The sequence below is a fragment of the Acinetobacter sp. ANC 4169 genome (assembly GCF_002135355.1).
In the GTDB taxonomy this organism is placed as follows: Bacteria; Pseudomonadota; Gammaproteobacteria; order Pseudomonadales; family Moraxellaceae; genus Acinetobacter.
This window is the reverse complement of sequence record NZ_NEGE01000015.1, coordinates 36,307-57,280: the sequence shown is the minus strand read 5'-3', so window position 1 is coordinate 57,280 and position 20,974 is coordinate 36,307. Positions and strand designations below refer to the sequence as shown.

The window sequence follows — 20,974 nt, the reverse complement described above, 5'->3', positions numbered from 1 at the left end:
ATTGCTATACGCTATAAAAATACGAAAAGTAATAAGGCCAATAAAAAATGCATAATCAAACACAAAGCCAGCCTATGCCAGCACAAACAAAAATTGCCATCATTGGTGCAGGTTTTGGTGGATTGGCAATGGCTATACGCCTTTTACTAAGTAATATTGATGATTTTGTGATTTTGGAAAAAGCCAGTGATGTAGGCGGAACCTGGCGTGAAAATCAATATCCCGGTGCAGCCTGCGACGTACAGTCCCATATGTATTCCCTCTCTTTTGCACCCAAAAGCGACTGGTCAAAACGTTATGCTGAAGCACCGGAAATTTTTAAATATATACAAGACTTAATAACAGAGCATGATCTGGAAAAGTATTGCCAGTTTAATTGTGAAGTTCTGGCTGCCGAATACAATGAGCAAAGTTGTGACTGGAAACTTACCCTCAACAATCACCTAACCTTAATGGCTCAATTTGTGGTTTTTGCTTCTGGTCCCTTACATGTGCCACAAATCCCCCACATCAAGGGCATTGAAAAGTTTCAGGGCAAAGTTTTTCATTCCTCACAATGGGATCATCAATATGAATTATCGGGCAAGAATGTCGCATCCATGGGTACAGGTGGCAGTGCTATTCAATACATTCCAGAAATTGCAGCACAAGTCAAACAACTCTATGTGTTCCAGCGTACCGCGGCTTGGGTCATACCACGGGATGAACGCCGTTATTTAACTATCGAAAAGAAATTATTCAAAAAGTTAGACTGGTTTAGAAAACTGCATCGGGCACGGTTATATTGGTCAAACGAATCCCGAGTGGTTCCAATCGTTCAACCTACAGTAATGAAATACACCCAAAAACTGGCGGAAGTTTTTATCAAGTTTCAGGTCAAAGATAAAAAGCTGGCTCAAAAACTGACACCTGATTACATTATGGGATGCAAACGGATATTGGTGTCGAATAAGTACTATCCAACGTTTAACCGCAGCAATGTTGAACTGGTGACTGAGGTCATTCAGGAATTAACCGAAAACAGCATCATCACCCGAGATGGGCAAGAACGAGCCATTGATTGCCTGATTTACGGTACAGGTTTTATTACCGATCCACGCATCTATTTAAAAGCCTTTCACTGTATCGGCGAACATGGGCAGGAACTTAAGAATGCCTGGAAAGATGGTGCTGAAAGTTACTATGGCATTAGCACCAAAGGCTTCCCTAATTTATTTCAGTTACTGGGGCCTAATACTGTTTTGGCGCACAACTCCGTGATCTTCATGATTGAATCTCAGGTCAATTACATCTTGCAAATGATTCAACTGGTCACACAAACCCAGTGTGATGCCATAGCGGTGAAAGATCAGGCACAAGACCAGTTCAATCAGAAAGTACAAAAATTGCTTGATGGCACGGTCTGGCAGACTGGCTGTGTCAGCTGGTATCAACAAGATGGCGGCAAAAACTTTGCCCTGTGGCCTACCTATACCTGGAAATATTGGTTACAGACTAAAAAACTCAATCCAGCTGATTTCCGCCTGCTGAGTCAATCCAAGAGAAATCGTGCAGCTTAATCTTATATTGTTCATAATAAGCAGGTATTTTTTACCTGCTTAATTCTTTATGCAATCCATCTGGTTAATCTTCCAACTTCTCGCTAGCCTCGCGATGGGCTTTCTGCTTGCGCGCAAACTGCCTGCCCGGCTTGAAAAATTTGCTTTTCAAATTTTGCCCTATTTCACCTATATTTTACTGTTTGCCATCGCAATTGAGTTTTCTCAAACACTACAGAGCATCTCGAGCCCGCATGTAATTTTAGGGTATTCCCTGACGCTTGCATTATGTACCTCATTTGGCGCATTTATCTGTTGCTACCTGCTCTTTAAAAGCATTGGCTTTCAGCCCACCCAAGGTAAGGTTTCAGCGAGTCTGTTGTTTAAATCGCTACTCAATATCAGCTATGCATTTATTGCATTAGCAACAGGATATTTTGCTGCGGAAGCTGCCAGTTTTTCAGGTTATAGCCTGAACATCAGCACCTGGAATTTGTTACTGGTCTTCATGTTTCTTATTGGGCTTGATCTGGCCTATTCACCTCTTAATCGCTCGTGGCTCAACTGGAAAATCATGCTCGTGCCAGCAGGCTGTATTATGGGGTCATTGCTCGGTGCCTTCATGAGTGTTTTATTTATAGAGCATATTGCGCTCAAAGATTTGATCATGCTGTCACAAGGTTATGGCTTTTACTCCATGACCGGCATTGTGGTGACAGAACTTAAAAATGCAGAGCTTGGCAGCATCGCCTTAATGAACGATCTGTTCCGGGAAATTATTTCAATTTTGATGATGTATGTGATTGGCTGGCGTTATCCACGCTCTGCCATTTCAGCAGCTGCTGCAACCGCTATGGATGTGACCTTGCCGATGGTGAAACAGGCCTGTGGGAATGACTTTATTCCACATGCCATGGTCAGCGGTTTTATTCTTTCTGTGCTTGCACCAATTATGGTGAGTGTTTTGGCTGCGGTTTAATTTTTCATATTTATCCCTCACCTAAATCCCCTCCCAGAGGGATAGGACTTGTCCATTTTTACAATAATGGGACGTTCTCTCTCCCTTTGGGAGAGAGTTAGAGAGAGGGTGTAAAGTTACAACGTCACCAAAATATCTTTCAATGTCTGACGCATATTTTCTGACTTCGTAATAGGACGACCAATGACTAAATGTGTAGAACCATCCAGCATGGCTTGTTTCGGTGTCACGATACGTTTTTGGTCATCTGCTGCTGAGCCTGCTGGTCGAATCCCAGGAGTAACCAAAGCAAAGTCTTGACCCAAAGTTTCACGCAGCATTTTCGCTTCTTGAGCTGAACATACTACACCATCTAAACCACTGTCTTTCGTTAATGCTGCCAGGCGTTTGACTTGTTCAAATGGTTCGATATCCAATCCGATATCTTTTAAATCTTCACGTCCCATTGAAGTCAGTACAGTCACAGCTATCAGCTGAGTATTATAATTTCCTGCCTTTAAGCGCTCTACACAGGTTTCCATCATTTTACGACCACCTGAAGCATGTACATTCACCATCCAGACACCCAAGTCTGCTGCTGCACATACTGCTTGAGCTGTAGTATTCGGAATATCATGAAATTTCAAATCCAGGAAAACTTCAAAGCCCTGGTCATGCAATGCCTTAACTACGCTTGGACCTTCGTGAGTAAATAGCTCTTTACCAACTTTCACCCGACATAATGCAGGATCTAGCTGCTCTGCAATTGTTAACGCGTCATATTGGCTTTTAGCATCCAGTGCAACAATGATACTCAAGAGACTTACCTTCACTCAGACAAAAAAAGAAAGCCTATTATAAGGGCTATTCCAGCTTAGACATAGTGTTAAAAAATAAGTTAATTGAAGTCATTATTTTGAATTATTGCTCTTTGTTTCATATGCAAAACATAAAAAAACACCCTGAAGTAATCTATTTTCAGGGTGTTTTAAAATACTATTAAAATATTTTCAGTCTTAGCCATCTAACAGACCAAAACCCAAACTTTATCTGCCACATACGACATTATAAGGGAGTAGACGAACGATCTTCAGGATGAATATCGAGTACTGTCTTTTCATGTCTGGTATGAGCTGCCGCCTCAGCTGCTGCCAGCTGTGCCGCTTGTATTTGTTCTTTTCGTAGATGTTCAATGTCTTTACGTAATCGCTTAATTTCCCAGTTAGTTTGAAATACCCGGAAAATTTGTACTCCTAACAGCAATCCTAGTACCACACCTAAAGCTAACGTCAATAACAGCAACAAGCCTAAACGCATTGCCGGTACTTGAGTAAACAATAAATCAACCGTGAGTTCGGTACCATTTTGCAGTACGAGAGCCAATGAATAGCCAAAAAGTACTATTAATAATGCGACTAAAACGTAACGCATAAACACCCCATAAAATTTCTATTACTGTGCAGATTCGTTTACTGCATCGCGTAATGCCTTACCAGGTTTAAAATGCGGAACTGCTTTTGCAGCCACTTCAACAGAACGACCTGTTTTAGGATTACGCCCCACGCGTGGATCACGGTGATGCAGTGCAAAACTGCCAAAACCACGAATTTCAATACGATTATCAGATGACAATGCGGCTATCATTTGATCAATCATAATCTTAACAGCTTCTTCAACCAAAGGTTCTGCTAAGTGTGGATTTTTTAGGGAAATTCGCTCTATTAAGTCAGACTTATTCAGTGCTTCCGTAGTCATCTGCGACCTCTTTAATTATCAAGCTACTTTGTAGATGATCCGATAATAACCTGTTTAAATACAAAACGGTAGCGTAATAAGTTAATACTACGCTACCGTTTACAGTATTTGTGTAAAAAGTATTAGTTAATTTACATTAACAATACATTTTAACGCCTACTTAGTTGCCCATTTGAGCTTTGATCAAATCACCAATAGTCTTAGGACCATTGTCTTGACCAGTAGTTGCTTGACGTAAGTTAGCAACTGCTTCTTTCTCTTCAGCTTCGTCTTTCGCTTTGATTGACAAGTTGATAGAGCGAGATTTACGGTCTACATTGATGATTTTAGCTTCAACTTCTTGACCAACTTCAAGGAACTTAGTTGCATCTTCAACGCGGTCGCGGTTGATTTCAGATGCTTTCAAAGAAGCTTCTACTTCGTCAGCTAACTTAACAGTAGCGCCTTTAGCATCAACTGCAGTTACAGTACCTTTAACAAGCGCACCGCGTTCGTTAGTAGCTAAGAAATCGTTGAACGGATCGCTGTTCATTTGTTTGATACCAAGGCTGATACGGTTGCCTTCAGCGTCTACAGACAAGATAACCGCTTCAACAGTGTCACCTTTCTTGTAACGACGGATAGCTTCTTCGCCTTGTTCGTTCCAAGAGATGTCAGACAAGTGAACTAGACCATCGATACCACCTGGTAAACCGATGAAGATACCGAAATCAGTGATTGATTTGATAGTACCTGAAACTTTTTCGCCTTTGTCGTGGTCTTTAGCAAACTCTTCCCATGGGTTAGCACGAGTTTGTTTGATACCCAAAGAAATACGACGACGTTCTTCGTCCACTTCAAGAACCATAACATCAACTTCGTCACCAATCTGAACAACTTTAGATGGGTGGATGTTTTTGTTAGTGTGGTCCATTTCTGAAACGTGTACTAAACCTTCAACGCCTTCAGCGATTTCAGCGAAACAACCGTAGTCAGTAAGGTTAGTTACGCGAGCTTTAACGATAGAACCTTTAGGGTAACGGTTCATGATCGCTAACCATGGATCTTCGCCTAATTGTTTAAGGCCTAAAGATACGCGGTTACGTTCGCGGTCGAATTTAAGTACTTTAACAGTAACTTCTTGGCCAACTTCAACAACTTCTGAAGGATGCTTGATACGTTTCCAAGCCATGTCAGTGATGTGAAGAAGACCATCGATACCGCCAAGGTCAACGAATGCGCCGTAATCAGTAAGGTTCTTGATAGTACCTGTAACTGTTTGACCTTCTTCAAGCTGAGCAAGAAGAGCTTCACGGTCAGCTGAAGATTCAGCTTCCATAACAGCACGACGAGATACAACAACGTTGTTACGTTTAGCATCAAGTTTGATTACTTTAAATTCTAACTCTTTACCTTCTAAGTGAGTAGTATCACGAATAGGACGAGTATCAACTAAAGAACCTGGCAAGAACGCACGAACTGGACCGATGTCAACAGTGAAACCGCCTTTAACTTTACCAGAGATAACACCAGTAACGATTTCGCCGTCTTCAAAGATTTTTTCAAGTTTAGTCCAAGTTTCAGCACGTTTAGCTTTTTCACGTGATAAAACTGTTTGACCCATACCGTTGTCAAGAGCTTCAACAACAACATCAACAGTATCGCCAACTTGAACTTCAAGTTCACGTTGGTCGTTTAAGAATTCAGCGCGGTCAACGATACCTTCTGATTTAAGGCCAGTGTCAACTGTTACCCAGTCAGAATCGATGTTTACTACAACGCCTTGGATGACAGCACCCTTTTCAACGTTGAGGTTTAATTCGCTTTCTTCAAAGAGGGCTGCAAAAGATTCGGTCATGATATACCTGATAAAGTCAGCGGTCTTGGATCAGACAAGGCCGGTTTAATTAAGCTTCCACATAGTCCGTAATAAACTGATCAAGCTATGCTTTCGCTGAAAAATTCTTTAATTTGCTAATTGCTGGTCAACAAAACTGGTCATCAACTTGAATACTTCATCGATGCCCAATGCGGAACTATCGATAATGTATGCATCTGCTGCTGGCTTGAGTGGTGCGACTGTGCGCTCCATATCACGTTTGTCTCGAGCTTGTATATTAGCTAAAATGTCGTTTATTTTAACATCTAGCCCCATACCCTGCAACTGCTTTACTCGTCGCTCCGCTCGGGATTCAGCCGATGCAGTCAGGTAAATCTTGGCTTGGGCTTCCGGAAAAATAGAAGTGGCCATATCTCGACCATCGGCAACTAGCCCAGGTGCTTGTGCAAATGCGCGCTGACGCTCTAAAAGTGCAGTTCTAAGCTCAGGAATTGCAGCGACTTTTGAGGCAAATTCACCAACGCGTTCAGTACGGATGGTTTGAGTCACATCTTCACCGTCCAGTTGAACCTGCGTACCGGCCTGAGTTGTAACAAATTTTATGTCTAAATTTGTTGCAATTTTAATGCATAACTCAAGCGACGAATCTAAAGCATCCAGTAAATCCTGCTGATGTAATGACAGCCCCAACAGACGATATAAAGCACCAGAATCGAGCAAATGAAATTGATAATATGCTGCCAGTTTAGCGGCAAGTGTGCCTTTTCCAGAACCACTTGGTCCATCTATGGTAATAATTTGAACTGTCATTAATGTTCCATTTTACGCTATACAGTTTTAGCTAATTTTGAAAAACCTAGTTTAATCGCAGATTTAAGCTGTGCAAGGATTAATTTACTGATAAAAGGAGCACGCGCCTGTAATTCAATGGTATAAGTCACCAAAGTTTTATCCTCAGCCTTTGCTTCAAACTCAATAATCCCCAAATGGTGTTTTACCAGAGGATTCTTCACAATCTGGTACTCGATACGCTGATTCTGTTCCAGCAAAGTAATTTGTTCCTGTAAAGGCTTGATTGGACCAAAGCCCATACGGCGCACCGAACCTACCCCATCTGGACGCTCAGGATCACTGGAGTCTTTAATTCGCTCAACCTGAATCGGTGCAAATGCTACATTGTAGGTAGCATGCTTGGATAACAAATCAAATACCTGATCGATGGGTGCGTTAAATTCTTTTTTTACTTGAATGGAATTCATGACTTATCCTGATTTTTTATTGACAATACATATTGTCATTATAGTTTACATGGTTTGAATTAAGGATTCTGATCATTTAGAGATTTTTCTTGTAACTTCTGCAATCTTTTTTGCTCACGCCGCATCTTAAAAAAATCACTGAGTTGTTGGGAACACTGTTCATCCAGACATCCAGCGACAAAATCAAACTGATGGTTATAATATCCGGTTTGCAATAATTTACGCGCACTGACCAGTGAACCTGCTTTCGGCTCAGTTGTTCCAAACACCACCCTGGATACTCGTGCATGAATCAAAGCTCCGACACACATGGTACAAGGTTCTAAAGTCACATACAGAACTGAATCTTCAGGAAGACGGTAATTATTCAGATAAGTACAAGCCTGACGCAATGCCTGTACTTCAGCATGCGCAGTCGGATCATTCAAAGAAATTGGCGCATTATAGCCTGCACCAATAATCTGATTTTGACTGACGATCACTGCACCCACAGGAATCTCTTGTTTTGATGCTGCAATAGCAGCTTGCTCATAAGCAAACTGCATCCAGTACTCATCAGTCAGTTGTGTAGCATCAGTCATAAGCTTAGCTGATGACTCCGTAATGCTTCAATAAATCATTCCAGCTTTGGATAGTGGTTATTGGCGGGTAATCAGACAAAATGGCTTTTAAAGAGAAATCACTGCCCTTTTTCCATTCTGGCGATAAATCTTTATCCACCAAACGTGCCCGCACACCTTCTACAAAATCTGGATGACGAATCTTCCAGTTGGAAATTTGTGTTTCCAGTTCAAAAACTTCGTTCCAGGAATGAACTCGCTTACCCCATTGCCATAACAACCAGGTAATAGCAGCAGTCGCAGGCGAGCCTTTTTGCAGATTTTCACTCGCTTGACGCAGCCAGTCACTGCGTGCATCACTGAGGCCAATAATAGATTCATAGTCATGTTCAAAGTTCACTCCACGGCAAACACTGTGAATCACATCGAGTGAATTTTGCAAGGGACCCGGACCTACCGGACGGTGCATACTGTTTAAAGTGTCATCAATGGCACGAAAATCACCTGCAGGATAATGTCCCCAATCAATATTCAGCACTTTATCCAGCACATTGTCACGCTGTGCATCGCAAATATGAGTGGCCCAGCCAATTCCATAGGCACCCGCTGCAGTCATAATCGAGCCAGTTAAGCCGGTAAACAAACCAATGGCACCACGATCGGCCAGAAAACGTGTCGCGCCCACGTCGGGATACAAACCGATATTAATTTCAGGCATCGCCAAACGTGAATAAGGCGTGACCAGACGGAAAGGCGCCGCCATGAACAAGCCCAGACCACCACCCATAACATAACCTTCACCCCAAACCAGCACAGGTTTGGCATAGTTATGCAACAATAAATCCAGCGCATATTCCTGCTCAAAGAATTTATTTGCCGTTTCAACTTCATCATTAATGACCAACTGACGAAGTTTGCGTACATCACCACCGGCACAGAATGCTTTTGGTGTAGTGGAATCCAGCCAAATTGCCTTTACCGCTTCATCATAATGAAAATCTTGGAATACTTGCAAAAGTGCGGTAACGATGGATTCATCCAAGGCATGCAGAGATTTCGGACGGTTCAGGCGAACAATGCGCCAGCCATTCTTTGCTTCTTCTACAATAAGATCGGGATGATAATTTTTTAGTTCAGGAGATTGTGTCATGCGTCCAGCTGCCAATTGATCGGCTCAATGCCATTTTGTTTCAGATAATTATTTGCTTTAGAAAATACTTTACAACCAAAAAAACCACCACGGTTTGCTGACAAAGGAGAAGGATGCGCAGCTTTCAATACCAGATGTTTATTTTGATCGATGCGTTGTCCTTTACGTTGCGCATAAGCTCCCCAAAGGATAAACACAATATGCTCACATTGCTCGTTTAAAACGTCAATGATGTGATCGGTAAAATCTTCCCAACCACGCTTCTGATGGGATGTCGGCTGTCCTGCCTCAACAGTCAAAACCGCATTGAGCAATAACACACCTTGTTCAGCCCAACGGGTCAAATCACCATGTTTAGAAACAGGAATACCAAGATCGGTATTTAATTCATGAAAAATATTACGTAAAGATGGAGGTAACGCAACCCCTTTTTGCACTGAAAAACTTAAGCCATGTGCCTGATTGGGACCATGATAAGGATCCTGACCAAGAATAACGACTTTAACATGGTTCAAAGGAGTTGTATTTAAGGCATTAAAAATGAGTGGATTTGGTGGATAGATGACTTTATCCGCCTGTATTTCAGTCACTAGAAACTGTTTTAAATCATCCATTTTAGTGCTGAGCAAAAAATCGCTCAAGGCACTTTTCCAACTCGCATCTAACTGGATTTTGTCTAGTTTAGCTTGCTGTTGTTCCGTTAAAGACATATCTACTTCCTAAGTTTTTATTTACCAGACCCAAATCTTTCGCCATCTTCAAATTTGTACTTGAAGATCAACCGTTGGGTTTTGGAATTTAATGCCTTGTTGTAGTTTTTCATACATCGCCGGATCAGCCCATTCCGCTTGAACCTGTTCAGAAAACACAATATTGTTCAGACTTAGCATACCCATTTGCTCGTTTTCAATATCTTCAATAAAGCTTTGTGCATAGCCTGTATCGGTTTCATGCACAATCACGGAATAGACTTCTACATCACCTTCCCCGTTTTGGGTTTCAGTAGACGCAAGCACTTGCTGTGCCAAGTAGAAGAAAATACGTGAAAATTGCTCTGCGGATGGAGAAACAGGTAAAGATACCCAGCGCGCACTAAATTTCTTGCAAGCGGCAATATATTCAGCATCATCATGCTGCCAAAAGCAAATGGCATGATCGAAACTGTCAAAAATATCTTTGATTACACCTTTTAATAATCCGAAGTCATACACCATTTGCCCATGATCAAGCTTCGAAGCCTTAAGCAACAATTCAACTTTATAGCTATGGCCATGAATCGAACGCTTACAGCGGTCCGATGTGCAATTCCGCACAATATGAGCATTTTCAAACTTAAATAACTTACGAATTAACATGTGCCGTGATGCAATCAAAAATTTGTGAATTAATCTCGATTATAAAGCAAAAGTAAAAGTTATAAAGTAAAACTGAAAGTCTGTGCATGAATTTTACTGTTCAACACCATTGGTGAAATGGATGCAGCTCAATGGAAGTGGAGATATAAATTTTTGAAGTGGCTTGTTTTATTTGATTAAAACGGTGCCATACTGCGAGATGCCACATAAACGTGCTTATCCTTGCGCACCAAAGCACTACTGAACTGGCGTTTACGCCCACTGAGCAGCACTTCAATTTTGGCATTAAAATACGCAGATTTCACCCCCAACAGATTGCTGACTTCACTTCTTACATCGGCACTGACCTGGTTAAAAGGCTCAATTGACCAAAGATCATTCACACTGGAAAAATGTTCTAAATTGGCTTGGCGCTGTTGTAAAACCTGTTGCACCGCCTTGAGATCCAGCTTGGGATCAAGACTTGCCAGTAGCATCGCTGGTGCTGTATTGATATTCACCTTTGTATCCAGGTCTGGAACTACACTGACATAATCGGCAATTTGCAGATATTTTTGTCCTTCAAAGCCGCGCACCAGTTTCAGTTCTTCTACACTATGGAATTTATTGTTAGCCGGTAAATAACCTTGTGGCATGCCCTGATAATAGCTTGCTTCAGCACCCATTGAACCAATGGTTTCGTTATCAGCATCTTGCCAGTCTATGACAGCTTCACTCAACTTTTCCGGCAATCCAACACGCAGCAACAGTTTTTCAAACCAGGCTTTTGCCTGAGGATTCGGCGTTCCATCTGCATTCACCAAACTGTTTAAATTAAATTTTCCTGATTCATCCGCTAAAGTGCCCGCTACCAAACCATCCTCTACCGGGAAAGCCGGCATCGGTTTGGCCCAGTTTTCCTGTAAATGATCAATATCGCCAGCATTCTCCGCATCATCAATCAACAGTTCTGAAAAAAACGCTTCTGCACTTTTGGCATATAATAGTGACTGGTTTTGACGCATCAAATATGCCGTGTTTTCCGCGGTATTGGCCTGTCTTTTGGCAATAGTCGCAGCAAGGATGGTCGCCAATGCCACCATGACCAAAATTGTGATTAAGGCAATGCCTTGTTGCGGCTTCATGTTCAATTGAGTCAAGCCCTATGATGTAGAGTTATTTGTATTGCTATTTGCATTGTTATTCGGATTGCTATTTTGCTGTTTTAAATAATCAGTGTTTAATAAACTAAAAACCCACTCATAAGCCACATCTTTTACGGTCAATTTGATTTTAATGCCTTTAGGCAAGATCTGTTTTTGCATGGCATCATTTAAATCTACCTGACCCTCTGGCCACGCATTGAGTTCACTCGGATTTAATACCACAATCTCAAACTGGTCGACATTATTTAACAACACACTGGATTCCGGCTGATCCCGCCCGGTACTGTTCAGATTACGGTATTTTAAGCGATAGAGTTTTTTCTCATCGGCACGATATTGATATTCAACCCGCTCATCTGGAGATACCCCCTGATTCAAGGGATCCGTCACCCCTGTCTTGCTAAAATTAAAACGACCATTTTGCAAGACCAAAGCAGGCTGAATATCGTTATTGATATTGGCATTGAGCGGCACAATCTGAACGGTATCGCGCAGAATTTGCTGATAAGCCTCTTGCAGCTGCCCCAAACTAATTTCGTGTTCAGCATTACGATCTTTGACTTTAACCATGTAATCAAATACTTTCCAGCCCAATGCCGAAAGCACACTAAATATAGCAATCGCAACCAATAATTCAACCAGGGTAAATCCTGAGCGAGGATTAACGAAACAACGTTTCGTCCGAGCGCAAGAGCAAGAACTGTGTTCGGAGTGGGCACGATTAATTCGAGTGTTGCTTGACCTGAGCGGTTTTGTCGCACAAGAAAGTCCGAAAGCTGTGCTTAAGGAGTCAGGATTAACAACACAACAATTTGTCTGAGCGCAAGACGAACCGCTATGCTGTGAGTGTAGCATTTGATTTTTTTTATTTTTCATTCGTATCAAACTTTAGCCTTATGGTTAAAGAAAACCAGATGAGTAATGCCTGACTCAACTTTGCCCGTGTCAGGATTAAATAAACTGACCTGTACTTCTATACGTTGCACATTGGGACTAATTGTAGATTGTGCGGCTTTATCAATTTGCCAGTTTTCACCTTGCTGGGCGACCTGTTTGGATTGGGTTCCTTGCAGCCATTCCTGATTAATTTCCATCATCGCCACTTCGTTCAAAGCCACGAATTGCGCTTTGGTTCTTAAAATGGCATTCGAGGTTGCTTGAGTATATTGCATAGCCACTTTGGTGAAAGCAATTGCAGCAGTGGCGAAAATCGCCAAAGCCACCATGACTTCCAATAGCGTAAATCCTGAGGCACGATTAAGTCGAGTAACACTCGACCGTGCCGCAAGACCGAGAGCTATGCTTGAGGTGTGAGGATAAGCGAAACAACGTTTCGTCCGAGCGCAAGATGACGAACTATGTTCGGAGTGCACACGATTAAGTCGAGTAACACTCGACCTGAGCGGCATTGTCGCGCAAGAAAGTCCGAAAGCTGTATCTGAGGTGCAGTGACGCTTTGAGTATTTAGCTTTCATTAATTTTACCCAGATGATCAATCTCGATTTCTTCACCAATCGGACGCTGCTCGAAATAAAACTGAATCCGTACCGGTTTGGCCTCGCCATTGCCCAGCCATACCAATTTAGGTGCATTGGAATTCAGCAAATCGTCATTATTGGCATTTTCATGGCGATGATCGAGGGCAGTAATACTGAATGAAACATGCTCAGGCAAAGTTCGCTCGGGAAATTCTGAATACTTCTGCCATTTTTTATTTTCAGTCAAAGTAGCATTTTGTTTATTTTGCAAGGATGGGATTAAATATTCCATTACCCCATAATGAAACGGCGATACATCTGTGGCACTGTGTACATCCAGGGCAAAAATCCGTGCCTGATCATTGGCTTCACGGTTAATCCTGTGTAAATCCATCATAAACACTTCCCGTGCCTGCATCGCTTTACGCTGGTCTACTCCGTTAATATTGGTCAGAATTAAAGATGCCATGATTGCCATAATCACGATAACCACCATCAACTCGATCAAAGTAAAACCACGAATTGAAAATGATCGGATTGGTTTCATGGCATACCTTTAAGTAAACTGTTCCGCAGAACTGACCTGCTTGGGCATTGCCAAGGCCTGATCAATATAAGCTACGCGTAATGTGTCACGTGAACCTAAATAGCGCTGGTAAAAACTGGAATTCAGAATAGCTGCAGCGCCATGCGTTAGGGCCCAAATAGATGCCAGATAATCGCGTGTAGACATGCCACTTTGAATACTTTCCAAATAGCTTTCAGTCATACGGATAATAATGCGCAAACGCTGTTTTCTGACCTGATAGAGTTCGCTAAATAAAAGATTGATTCCTATACCAGTGGTAGAAAGACGTTCTTCAATTTGGTGGAACAGTACTGTGCGCTCAGGATGATGTAGATGGTGCAGCATAAAGAAAGCCAAATGCTCCGGGAAGGCTTTCTCGGCATCTTTAATCATCTCGAGCAACATGTTCTCATTACGAATAATGAGCAACATGTAAAGCTCATCCTTACTTTGGAAATGTTTATATAGAGTTCCCTTCGCCAGATCGAGTTCTGCTGCCAACGCATCTAGCGTCATCCCTGATTCGCCATTTTCTAACAGCAGTTGCTCTGCAACCTGAAAAATTAACGCTTCTCTTGCTCGAAACTGAGCCTGACGATCCATCTTCACTCTGTAATTCTCTTCTGCGCTTATATCAATTTAAATGATTTACTTTAAATTAAGGAGGTTTTCAAAGTTCTGCATTGTAATGAAAGCAATTTCCTCAACGGACTTATCATATACATCACTTAAGGCTTTGGCTACATAGGGAACGTATTTTGGTTCATTAGACTTTCCTCTATACGGCACCGGTGCCAGATAAGGGCTGTCAGTTTCAATCAACACCCGATCAAGTGGAACCTGCTTGGCCACATCACGCAAATCTTGTGCATTTTTAAAAGAAACAATCCCGGAAAATGACACATAATAACCACAGTCCAGTACAGCTTTAGCCGTTTCCCAATCTTCAGTAAAGCAATGCAAAATACCATGGGTCGATTTTTCAGCCCGGATGATATCGACCGTATCATGTTTCGCTGCGCGGGTATGTACCACAACCGGTTTTTTTACTGCCTGAGAAGCGTGAATATGGCGGGCAAAACATTGTTTTTGTTCTGTAATAAAATCAGTACTGTGAAAATAATCCAGTCCTGTTTCACCAATGGCCCAAACTTTTTCAGGCTGCGCCAGTTCAATCAGATAATCTGTGGTTGCACGTGCCATGGTCACAGGATCTTCACAGGGATGAACACCGACGCTGTATCCAACATCTGCATGGCGTGAGGCAATTTTAGCCAGCTCGATATGATCATCCAGGTCAACCGAGATGCTCATGAATTTGGATACACCCGCTTCACGCGCCTGAGCTAATGCCAGATCCAGATTGCCATCATAAGGCGTTAAATCCAGCAAGGTTAAATGGCAGTGAGTATCTACAAACACGGTGAGATCCTAAATCGATTAAACAGCTACATAGTGTAACTAGTTCGACCTTCAGACTTAATACCTGTAAGTATCTTTTCAGCCTCTGATTTGTAATAAACACCCTTTTCCCCGGTCAACTGCATACCAAAGCCTTGTAATTTGATGCCATTTTGCTTTTGCGATATCCAAATAACTTTACCGGTTAAAGGAATTTTTTGTGATTGTTCAGGCAATGTCGCCAGTACAAAGACTTCTTCACCCAGCTTGATCGGTTGCTTGGTCGGAATAAACAATCCTCCACCGACAACATAGGGCATATAACTGGCATACAAGGTTTCTTTATCCGGGATATTGACTTGAATAATACCGCCCATACGTGGTTGCATTTGATTCCCCTTTTAAATGTTTAAATATTCATTAGTTTTATACACAATTGATCAAGCACTAAATTGCTTTGGACATTTTGCTCAATATATTGTTTAGCTTGCTGCAAATCAGAATAAACCGTAAATAAAAATTCCAAAGTATATTGTTCTGATAATCCACTCAAATCCAGATCCGAGTTTTTAACTTGCTGATTGAGCTTGACACAAATTAAATCTGACAACAAGTATTCAAACATTTGTGCAAAGTCACCAAAACTCAGTGCTTTATTCCACTTGGTCGCAATTGCCATCGGCATATTTTTTTGTGTGACCAGTTTTTGCCAGTCCGTTAAAAATTCTTGCCTTTTATTTAACCACTCAGTTTCAGCCAGCTGCATGGCCTGCAATGGCATCTGATTGGATAAATTCATCAATAACTGTTTTTGCGTAGCATCATGATCCGGCAAATGCTCTGAGAGATAGCTATCCGCTTGAGCCACAGAAATACGGTCCAGTGCAAAATGTTGTAACCGGCTACGAATCGTGGCAGGAAGTTTTAGATAATGAGCGGCCAATAAAATAATCACTACCCGATCGCCCGGCTCTTCCAGAGTCTTAAGCAAGGCATTGGCAGATGCGATATTTAAAGCTTCTGCTGGCTCAATCACAATAACGCGCCAGCCATCCACGGTTTGCTGCACAAAGGGCAATAAATCCCGGATTTTTTCAATCTTGATTTTGGCGTTTTGCTTTTTATTGTCTTCATCTGTGCTGATATAGACATAGTTGGGATGGGTATCTGACTTTAACCACAAACAGCTGCCACATTCACCACACGGTACATTATTTACATCCCGGTTAGCACACAACACCCAGGCCAAAAAATATTGTGCAAAAGCTTCCTTACCACAGCCTTTTTTGCCATAGAAAAGCAGACCATGACCCAGTTTGGGAAAGCGCCCTGTCAAGGTATCCCAAACCTGTTGCTGCCATGGATAAATCTGTGCATTGACATCAAAGGGCATGTATTCAACTCTTGTTAAGCAAAATGAGAAAGATCCATTTGATTCAGTCGATCGAGATCTTCCTGAGTATCAACACCCGGTGGCAAGTTTGCTTCTGCAACCGCAATCGCAATACGATGCCCATTTTCCAGCACACGCAACTGTTCCAGGCTTTCCAGCTTTTCCAGTAGTCCCATATCCCAGGACACATATTCCTGCAACAAATTCACACGATAAGCATATAAGCCCAAATGGCGGTATGCCTGTTGATGCAATTGATGAACCGCTTGCTTGGCACCATCACGATCATAAGGAATGGTCGCACGGCTAAAATACAAAGCCTGGTTATATTTGGACATCACCACTTTCACAATACTGTCGCGCTGGAACTCTTCCAGACTATGAATCGGCTCACATAAGGTCGACATCGATGATTCGGGTTGTGACTCTAAAAGCTGCGCCACCTGTTGCACCAATTGAGCCGGAAGCAAAGGTTCATCCCCTTGCACATTGACAATAATGTCTTCACTTGCCCAGCCTTTAATGCGTGCAACTTCACTTAAACGGTCGGTGCCAGAGGGATGATCGGCACTGGTCAGCACTACATCCACCCCTTCAGCTCGACACACTTCTGCTATACGCTCATCATCCGTTGCTACACATAGATCATCAAAACCAGCAACTTTTTTAGCCTGATCAACCACACGTAAAATCATGGCACGACCATGAATTTCCAATAACGGCTTCCCCGGCAAACGGGAACTGGCAAAACGCGCTGGAATAACAATATGTTTCATAAACGATGAACCTTAAGAAATTTGAATACCGAATTGCTGTAATTGCTGATATAACACATCATAGCATTTTGGTGAAAGTACGGCTTCAACCGGAACCACCCAGATTTCGCGATTAAAATCAGGATTTTGCTTTAATAATGGCAGAAGTTTAACCGCATCTTTTTCAGTAGTAATAATAGGATTGCTATCTTCAAATTGCAGATCGGTGATTTCATAATCATAGTGATCTGGAAATTCATGACACTGGAATTGATGAATCCCCATGGTGTCTAAAGTGCTATAAAAACGCTGTGGGAATCCAATACCGACCACTGCATAAAAATTATCAGCTGGATTAAAGGTTCTTTCATCCATTGCATTGAGCAAATAAGGTGCTGCAACTTCCAAATGCATATTCAGTTCGGAATTTGGCTGACTGGCATGCTCAATGACAGTTGCTGTTGCTAATCGGCTTGGAAGTTCACGTAAATATCCTTCAGGCAATAGCTTTTGATTGCCGAGACCACGATTCTGGTCCAGCACAATCCATTCAATTTGTCGTGCTAAAGCCCAGTGTTGCAAACCATCATCACTGATAATTAAATCCAGGTCATGCTTGGACAGTAAATATTCAATGCTCTGTTGCCGATTTGAACCCACCACCATTGGTACACCGGTAGACTGAACAATCAGGCAGGGTTCATCTCCAACAATTTCGGGTACAGATTCCAGATCGACATAAGCTGGAAATGGTCCCTTTCCACCATAACCTCGACTAATCACACCCACGCGAACATCTTGAGTTTGCAGATAATTGACCAGTTGAATCAACAGGGGTGTTTTACCACTGCCACCAACGGTAATATTGCCAATCACCATGACCGGAATTGGAGATTGATAGCTGGTTTTAATGCCCAGCTGGTAGAGTTTTTTATTCAGTAAAAAACCACCACGATAAATCCATGACAAAGGTCTAAGCACAATCAACCACTTGGCCTGTTTATTCCAAGCATCTTGAATCAATTGTGCTACTGACATAAATCAATGTTCCTCGAAATTACGCTGATGTAATTGATAATAAGCACCCTGCTTGGCAATCAATTCTGCATGATTACCTTGCTCCACAATTCTACCTTTATCCATCACTACAATACGGTCAGCATTTTCAATGGTAGATAAACGATGTGCAATCACAATGGTGGTACGGTCTTGCATGGCTGCATCAAAGGCTTTCTGGATAAAATATTCTGATTCATTATCGAGTGCACTGGTGGCTTCATCCAGAATCAGGATTGGGGCATTTTTCAGAATAGCCCGGGCAATGGCAATACGCTGGCGCTGTCCACCTGAAAGATTTAAACCTTGTGCGCCTAATTGCGTATCATAACCTTGTGGTAAAGCCATAATAAAGTCATGCGCATAGGCTGCTTTTGCTGCTGCAATGATTTCCGCTTCCGATGCATTCTCCAGCTGTCCATAAGCGATATTTTCACGCACAGTGCGGTTAAATAACACCACCTGCTGGTTCACCATGGCAATTTGGGTACGTAAAGTATTAATGTCCAGCTCTTGAATGGCATACTGATCCAAAAAAATATTGCCTGAACTCAGTTCCTGAAAACGTACCAGCAAATTGACCAGAGAGCTTTTACCTGCGCCTGAACGCCCCACCAATGCAATTGTTTCACCCGCCTTAACATCCAGATTAAAATCATGAATCGCATGATGACCATCTGCATAAATTAAATTGGCGTTCTGGAATTGAATATTACCTTTAAGTACCTGAGTGACAGTACCTGTATTTTGCTCTTCCGGCAAATCCAGCAATTCAAAAACTGAATGTGCTGCCGCCATACCGCGTTGTAATTTCTCATTCACATCAGTTAAAGCTTTAATCGGCTTGCTTAACATACCCGCTGCGGTAATGTAGGCAACAAATTCACCCGCACTGGTATCACGTAAGATTTCTGGTCGTAACGCAATCCAGATGATAATCCCCATAGCCAGCGACATAATGAATTGCACCACAGGACTATTCAGCTGCTGTACCACCACCATTTTCAGACCACGACGCAAATTTTCAAGCGAATTGTTGCGAAAACGAGCCTGCTCGTAGTCTTGTCCACCAAAACCCTTAACGATTAAATTACCATTCACCGTTTCCTGCACCACATGGTTAACATCCCCCATGGTATCCTGAACCTGAATAGATAATTCACGCATACGTTTTGAGGCTTTACGAACCAGCAACCCCATTAACGGAGCAAAAATGAGGATAATAAGGGTAAGTCGCCAGTTGCTATACAATAAATACCCTAACAAACCAATGGTGATCAGACCTTGTTGCACAATGGTTTTCAGCGATTCAGATGAAGCAGCGGTTAATTGCTCCACGTTATACATGATTTTAGCGGTGATATGACCACTGGTATTATCCAGATAATATTGCGATGGAAGTTTAAGCAGTTTGCCAAAAACTTCCTGACGAATATTAAAGACTAAATTCCGGGAGATCACTGCGGTATAATAGCCCCCAATAAAGGAACCTAAACCGCGAAAAAACATCAATAAAATAACCAGGAAAGGAAATATAGAAGTAAAGCTCTGGTCTCTATGCTGAATTGCGGTAATGATTTTTTCCAGTAATTTCGCAATCGATACTTCAGTCGCAGCACTGATCGCAAAACCAATAAAAACCAGTATCGCTATACCCCAAAAAGGTTTCAGATATCCTAAAAGACGCAGGTAGACTTTAAAATCTTGCTTCACTCATAACCTCTAGACGGAACTTTGGTACTAATATTGACGTTAACAAAACCTAACTGTCCTGCCACATCCATTACACGAATCACATCCTGATGCGTTGCCTTGGCATCAGCAGCAATAACAAACATTAAATCACGACGATCATTGGAAATCTGTTTAATTGCAGTACTTAAATCTGCAATATCCTTGGTCGCAATCGATTGTCCATTAATAGAATAATGCCCTGAAGCATCAACTACCACTTCAATTTTATGATCATATTGTTTAGGTGGCACGCCTTGCGCGTCAGGCAAGGTTAAATTCATGCGGCTAAACTGGTTGAATGTGGTTGATAACAGCAAGAACACCAAGATAAACAGCAAGCAGTCGATCATGGGGGTCAGGTTAATGTGAATATCTTCAACTTGTGTGCGTTTGAATTTCATTTTTCACCTTAACCCGCTTTTCTAATATCTTGTTCTTCATCTGTAGAATTTTGATAGAAAAGTGCTGCATGAAATAAGGTCGATTGCTGCTCAAGTTCTGCAATATATTCTTGTACCAAACGCTGAAAATAGCGATAGGCAAACAGTGCTGGAATCGCAATAAACATCCCTGCTGCAGTTGTGATCAAGGCTTTGGAAATTCCTGGAATCATTAAAGTAGGATTACTATTGGTACCCAAATCAATCACCAGAAAGGATTCGATAATCCCCAGTACAGTACCCAACAAACCCAATAATGGTGCTACAGCACTGAGTGTGCCCAAGAAGTTGATATTTTTTTCCAGATAACCAATTTCTTGAGATGCAGTGGTTTCCATTTGCGCACGGGCAAATTGTTCATTGTGATTTTTACTTTGGTAACCCGCCATAAAAATGCGCCCCAAAGTCGTACTTTGTAGCGCTTGATTCTGTTGCAACTGTTGCATGACCGCTTCGGCATTTTGCGCTGGATTTAACAACAATGTCTTAGGCAAAATCATGGTTTTTTTTAACCGAATAAAGCGTTCAATCGTGATTGCAACGGTAAAAATTGAACATAAAACCAGGGGCAGCATAAGCCACCCACCCGCCTTGACTAATTCCCACATGT

Annotated in this window: 25 protein-coding genes; 2 read left to right on the top strand and 23 right to left on the bottom strand. The window is 42.0% G+C overall.

What is annotated here, in order from left to right; all coding sequences use genetic code 11:
• Positions 1 to 47 precede the first annotated feature (47 nt).
• Together B9T26_RS12350 and B9T26_RS12345 are read left to right on the top strand one after the other, a co-directional pair.
• Positions 48 to 1,559 carry a flavin-containing monooxygenase gene (locus tag B9T26_RS12350; RefSeq protein ID WP_086199983.1) on the top strand — a complete coding sequence of 504 codons (1,512 nt, stop codon included), beginning with the start codon at positions 48 to 50 and terminating at the stop codon, positions 1,557 to 1,559.
• A 49-nt stretch (positions 1,560 to 1,608) separates the two neighbouring features.
• A complete protein-coding gene (locus B9T26_RS12345) occupies positions 1,609 to 2,517 on the top strand; it encodes a lysine exporter LysO family protein (RefSeq protein WP_086199982.1) in 909 nt (302 codons plus the stop codon).
• Between the two features lie 116 nt (positions 2,518 to 2,633).
• Here the strand turns inward: B9T26_RS12345 and pyrF are convergent, their stop codons facing one another.
• The 23 genes from pyrF to B9T26_RS12230 form a co-directional block, all read right to left on the bottom strand.
• Entirely contained in the window at positions 2,634 to 3,329 is a 696-nt protein-coding gene (gene pyrF, locus B9T26_RS12340; protein WP_171263003.1) for an orotidine-5'-phosphate decarboxylase, read from the bottom strand.
• 232 nt (positions 3,330 to 3,561) lie between these two features.
• Positions 3,562 to 3,927 carry a lipopolysaccharide assembly protein LapA domain-containing protein gene (locus B9T26_RS12335; RefSeq protein ID WP_086199980.1) on the bottom strand — a complete coding sequence of 122 codons (366 nt, stop codon included), beginning with the start codon at positions 3,925 to 3,927 and terminating at the stop codon, positions 3,562 to 3,564.
• 21 nt (positions 3,928 to 3,948) lie between these two features.
• Positions 3,949 to 4,251 carry an integration host factor subunit beta gene (locus tag B9T26_RS12330; protein ID WP_086174991.1) on the bottom strand — a complete coding sequence of 101 codons (303 nt, stop codon included), beginning with the start codon at positions 4,249 to 4,251 and terminating at the stop codon, positions 3,949 to 3,951.
• A gap of 160 nt (positions 4,252 to 4,411) precedes the next feature.
• Positions 4,412 to 6,088 carry a 30S ribosomal protein S1 gene (rpsA, locus tag B9T26_RS12325; RefSeq protein ID WP_086199979.1) on the bottom strand — a complete coding sequence of 559 codons (1,677 nt, stop codon included), beginning with the start codon at positions 6,086 to 6,088 and terminating at the stop codon, positions 4,412 to 4,414.
• Positions 6,089 to 6,196: 108 nt separating this feature from the next.
• On the bottom strand, positions 6,197 to 6,880 hold the full coding sequence (gene cmk, locus B9T26_RS12320) for a (d)CMP kinase (RefSeq protein ID WP_086199978.1): 684 nt from the start codon (positions 6,878 to 6,880) through the stop codon (positions 6,197 to 6,199).
• Positions 6,881 to 6,897: 17 nt separating this feature from the next.
• Positions 6,898 to 7,329, bottom strand: coding sequence for an SRPBCC family protein (locus B9T26_RS12315; RefSeq protein WP_086199977.1), 432 nt, complete (start codon positions 7,327 to 7,329; stop codon positions 6,898 to 6,900).
• Between the two features lie 59 nt (positions 7,330 to 7,388).
• Complete coding sequence (gene tadA / locus B9T26_RS12310; RefSeq protein WP_086199976.1) at positions 7,389 to 7,910, bottom strand: tRNA adenosine(34) deaminase TadA; 522 nt, start codon at positions 7,908 to 7,910, stop codon at positions 7,389 to 7,391.
• Between the two features lie 4 nt (positions 7,911 to 7,914).
• Positions 7,915 to 9,039 (bottom strand): enoyl-CoA hydratase/isomerase family protein, encoded by a 1,125-nt coding sequence (locus B9T26_RS12305; RefSeq protein ID WP_086199975.1) that lies wholly within the window; start codon positions 9,037 to 9,039, stop codon positions 7,915 to 7,917.
• The gene (gene ung, locus B9T26_RS12300) at positions 9,036 to 9,749 is read right to left on the bottom strand and encodes a uracil-DNA glycosylase (RefSeq protein WP_086199974.1); all 714 of its coding nucleotides are present in this window, start codon (positions 9,747 to 9,749) and stop codon (positions 9,036 to 9,038) included. Before ung ends, B9T26_RS12305 begins: the two co-directional genes overlap by 4 nt.
• Before the next feature lie 48 nt (positions 9,750 to 9,797).
• Entirely contained in the window at positions 9,798 to 10,394 is a 597-nt protein-coding gene (locus B9T26_RS12295) for a 6-pyruvoyl trahydropterin synthase family protein (protein WP_086199973.1), read from the bottom strand.
• 176 nt (positions 10,395 to 10,570) lie between these two features.
• On the bottom strand, positions 10,571 to 11,518 hold the full coding sequence (gene gspK / locus B9T26_RS12290; RefSeq protein WP_086199972.1) for a type II secretion system minor pseudopilin GspK: 948 nt from the start codon (positions 11,516 to 11,518) through the stop codon (positions 10,571 to 10,573).
• A gap of 18 nt (positions 11,519 to 11,536) precedes the next feature.
• Positions 11,537 to 12,265 carry a type II secretion system protein GspJ gene (locus B9T26_RS12285; RefSeq protein ID WP_227518810.1) on the bottom strand — a complete coding sequence of 243 codons (729 nt, stop codon included), beginning with the start codon at positions 12,263 to 12,265 and terminating at the stop codon, positions 11,537 to 11,539.
• 155 nt (positions 12,266 to 12,420) lie between these two features.
• On the bottom strand, positions 12,421 to 12,840 hold the full coding sequence (gene gspI, locus B9T26_RS12280) for a type II secretion system minor pseudopilin GspI (protein WP_227518809.1): 420 nt from the start codon (positions 12,838 to 12,840) through the stop codon (positions 12,421 to 12,423).
• Between the two features lie 163 nt (positions 12,841 to 13,003).
• The gene (locus B9T26_RS12275; protein ID WP_086199970.1) at positions 13,004 to 13,564 is read right to left on the bottom strand and encodes a type II secretion system protein; all 561 of its coding nucleotides are present in this window, start codon (positions 13,562 to 13,564) and stop codon (positions 13,004 to 13,006) included.
• A 9-nt stretch (positions 13,565 to 13,573) separates the two neighbouring features.
• A complete protein-coding gene (locus B9T26_RS12270) occupies positions 13,574 to 14,188 on the bottom strand; it encodes a TetR/AcrR family transcriptional regulator (RefSeq protein WP_086199969.1) in 615 nt (204 codons plus the stop codon).
• Between the two features lie 45 nt (positions 14,189 to 14,233).
• The gene (locus B9T26_RS12265) at positions 14,234 to 15,007 is read right to left on the bottom strand and encodes a TatD family hydrolase (protein ID WP_086199968.1); all 774 of its coding nucleotides are present in this window, start codon (positions 15,005 to 15,007) and stop codon (positions 14,234 to 14,236) included.
• 26 nt (positions 15,008 to 15,033) lie between these two features.
• Entirely contained in the window at positions 15,034 to 15,375 is a 342-nt protein-coding gene (locus B9T26_RS12260) for a PilZ domain-containing protein (protein WP_086199967.1), read from the bottom strand.
• A 20-nt stretch (positions 15,376 to 15,395) separates the two neighbouring features.
• Positions 15,396 to 16,379 carry a DNA polymerase III subunit delta' gene (locus tag B9T26_RS12255; protein ID WP_086199966.1) on the bottom strand — a complete coding sequence of 328 codons (984 nt, stop codon included), beginning with the start codon at positions 16,377 to 16,379 and terminating at the stop codon, positions 15,396 to 15,398.
• 14 nt (positions 16,380 to 16,393) lie between these two features.
• Positions 16,394 to 17,155, bottom strand: a complete 762-nt coding sequence (gene kdsB, locus B9T26_RS12250) for a 3-deoxy-manno-octulosonate cytidylyltransferase (RefSeq protein ID WP_086199965.1) — start codon at positions 17,153 to 17,155, stop codon at positions 16,394 to 16,396.
• Between the two features lie 12 nt (positions 17,156 to 17,167).
• A complete protein-coding gene (lpxK, locus tag B9T26_RS12245) occupies positions 17,168 to 18,172 on the bottom strand; it encodes a tetraacyldisaccharide 4'-kinase (RefSeq protein ID WP_086199964.1) in 1,005 nt (334 codons plus the stop codon).
• Between the two features lie 3 nt (positions 18,173 to 18,175).
• Entirely contained in the window at positions 18,176 to 19,903 is a 1,728-nt protein-coding gene (gene msbA, locus B9T26_RS12240; RefSeq protein ID WP_086199963.1) for a lipid A export permease/ATP-binding protein MsbA, read from the bottom strand.
• Complete coding sequence (locus B9T26_RS12235) at positions 19,900 to 20,325, bottom strand: ExbD/TolR family protein (protein WP_086174973.1); 426 nt, start codon at positions 20,323 to 20,325, stop codon at positions 19,900 to 19,902. Before B9T26_RS12235 ends, msbA begins: the two co-directional genes overlap by 4 nt.
• Positions 20,326 to 20,333: 8 nt before the next feature.
• On the bottom strand, positions 20,334 to 20,972 hold the full coding sequence (locus B9T26_RS12230) for a MotA/TolQ/ExbB proton channel family protein (protein ID WP_086199962.1): 639 nt from the start codon (positions 20,970 to 20,972) through the stop codon (positions 20,334 to 20,336).
• Between the last annotated feature and the right edge of the window lie 2 nt (positions 20,973 to 20,974).

Bases quoted from the DNA above. Each gene is read 5' to 3' on its own strand.
- B9T26_RS12305 (WP_086199975.1), bottom strand. From the start codon at position 9,039: ATGACACAATCTCCTGAACTAAAAAATTATCATCCCGATCTTATTGTA.
- ung (WP_086199974.1), bottom strand. From the start codon at position 9,749: ATGTCTTTAACGGAACAACAGCAAGCTAAACTAGACAAAATCCAGTTA.
- rpsA (WP_086199979.1), bottom strand. From the start codon at position 6,088: ATGACCGAATCTTTTGCAGCCCTCTTTGAAGAAAGCGAATTAAACCTC.
- B9T26_RS12330 (WP_086174991.1), bottom strand. From the start codon at position 4,251: ATGACTACGGAAGCACTGAATAAGTCTGACTTAATAGAGCGAATTTCC.
- B9T26_RS12295 (WP_086199973.1), bottom strand. From the start codon at position 10,394: ATGTTAATTCGTAAGTTATTTAAGTTTGAAAATGCTCATATTGTGCGG.
- lpxK (WP_086199964.1), bottom strand. From the start codon at position 18,172: ATGTCAGTAGCACAATTGATTCAAGATGCTTGGAATAAACAGGCCAAG.
- B9T26_RS12275 (WP_086199970.1), bottom strand. From the start codon at position 13,564: ATGAAACCAATCCGATCATTTTCAATTCGTGGTTTTACTTTGATCGAG.
- B9T26_RS12350 (WP_086199983.1), top strand. From the start codon at position 48: ATGCATAATCAAACACAAAGCCAGCCTATGCCAGCACAAACAAAAATT.
- B9T26_RS12345 (WP_086199982.1), top strand. From the start codon at position 1,609: ATGCAATCCATCTGGTTAATCTTCCAACTTCTCGCTAGCCTCGCGATG.
- cmk (WP_086199978.1), bottom strand. From the start codon at position 6,880: ATGACAGTTCAAATTATTACCATAGATGGACCAAGTGGTTCTGGAAAA.
- B9T26_RS12335 (WP_086199980.1), bottom strand. From the start codon at position 3,927: ATGCGTTACGTTTTAGTCGCATTATTAATAGTACTTTTTGGCTATTCA.
- B9T26_RS12315 (WP_086199977.1), bottom strand. From the start codon at position 7,329: ATGAATTCCATTCAAGTAAAAAAAGAATTTAACGCACCCATCGATCAG.
- B9T26_RS12230 (WP_086199962.1), bottom strand. From the start codon at position 20,972: ATGTGGGAATTAGTCAAGGCGGGTGGGTGGCTTATGCTGCCCCTGGTT.
- B9T26_RS12255 (WP_086199966.1), bottom strand. From the start codon at position 16,379: ATGCCCTTTGATGTCAATGCACAGATTTATCCATGGCAGCAACAGGTT.
- gspK (WP_086199972.1), bottom strand. From the start codon at position 11,518: ATGAAGCCGCAACAAGGCATTGCCTTAATCACAATTTTGGTCATGGTG.
- tadA (WP_086199976.1), bottom strand. From the start codon at position 7,910: ATGACTGATGCTACACAACTGACTGATGAGTACTGGATGCAGTTTGCT.
- kdsB (WP_086199965.1), bottom strand. From the start codon at position 17,155: ATGAAACATATTGTTATTCCAGCGCGTTTTGCCAGTTCCCGTTTGCCG.
- B9T26_RS12270 (WP_086199969.1), bottom strand. From the start codon at position 14,188: ATGGATCGTCAGGCTCAGTTTCGAGCAAGAGAAGCGTTAATTTTTCAG.
- B9T26_RS12235 (WP_086174973.1), bottom strand. From the start codon at position 20,325: ATGAAATTCAAACGCACACAAGTTGAAGATATTCACATTAACCTGACC.
- B9T26_RS12260 (WP_086199967.1), bottom strand. From the start codon at position 15,375: ATGCAACCACGTATGGGCGGTATTATTCAAGTCAATATCCCGGATAAA.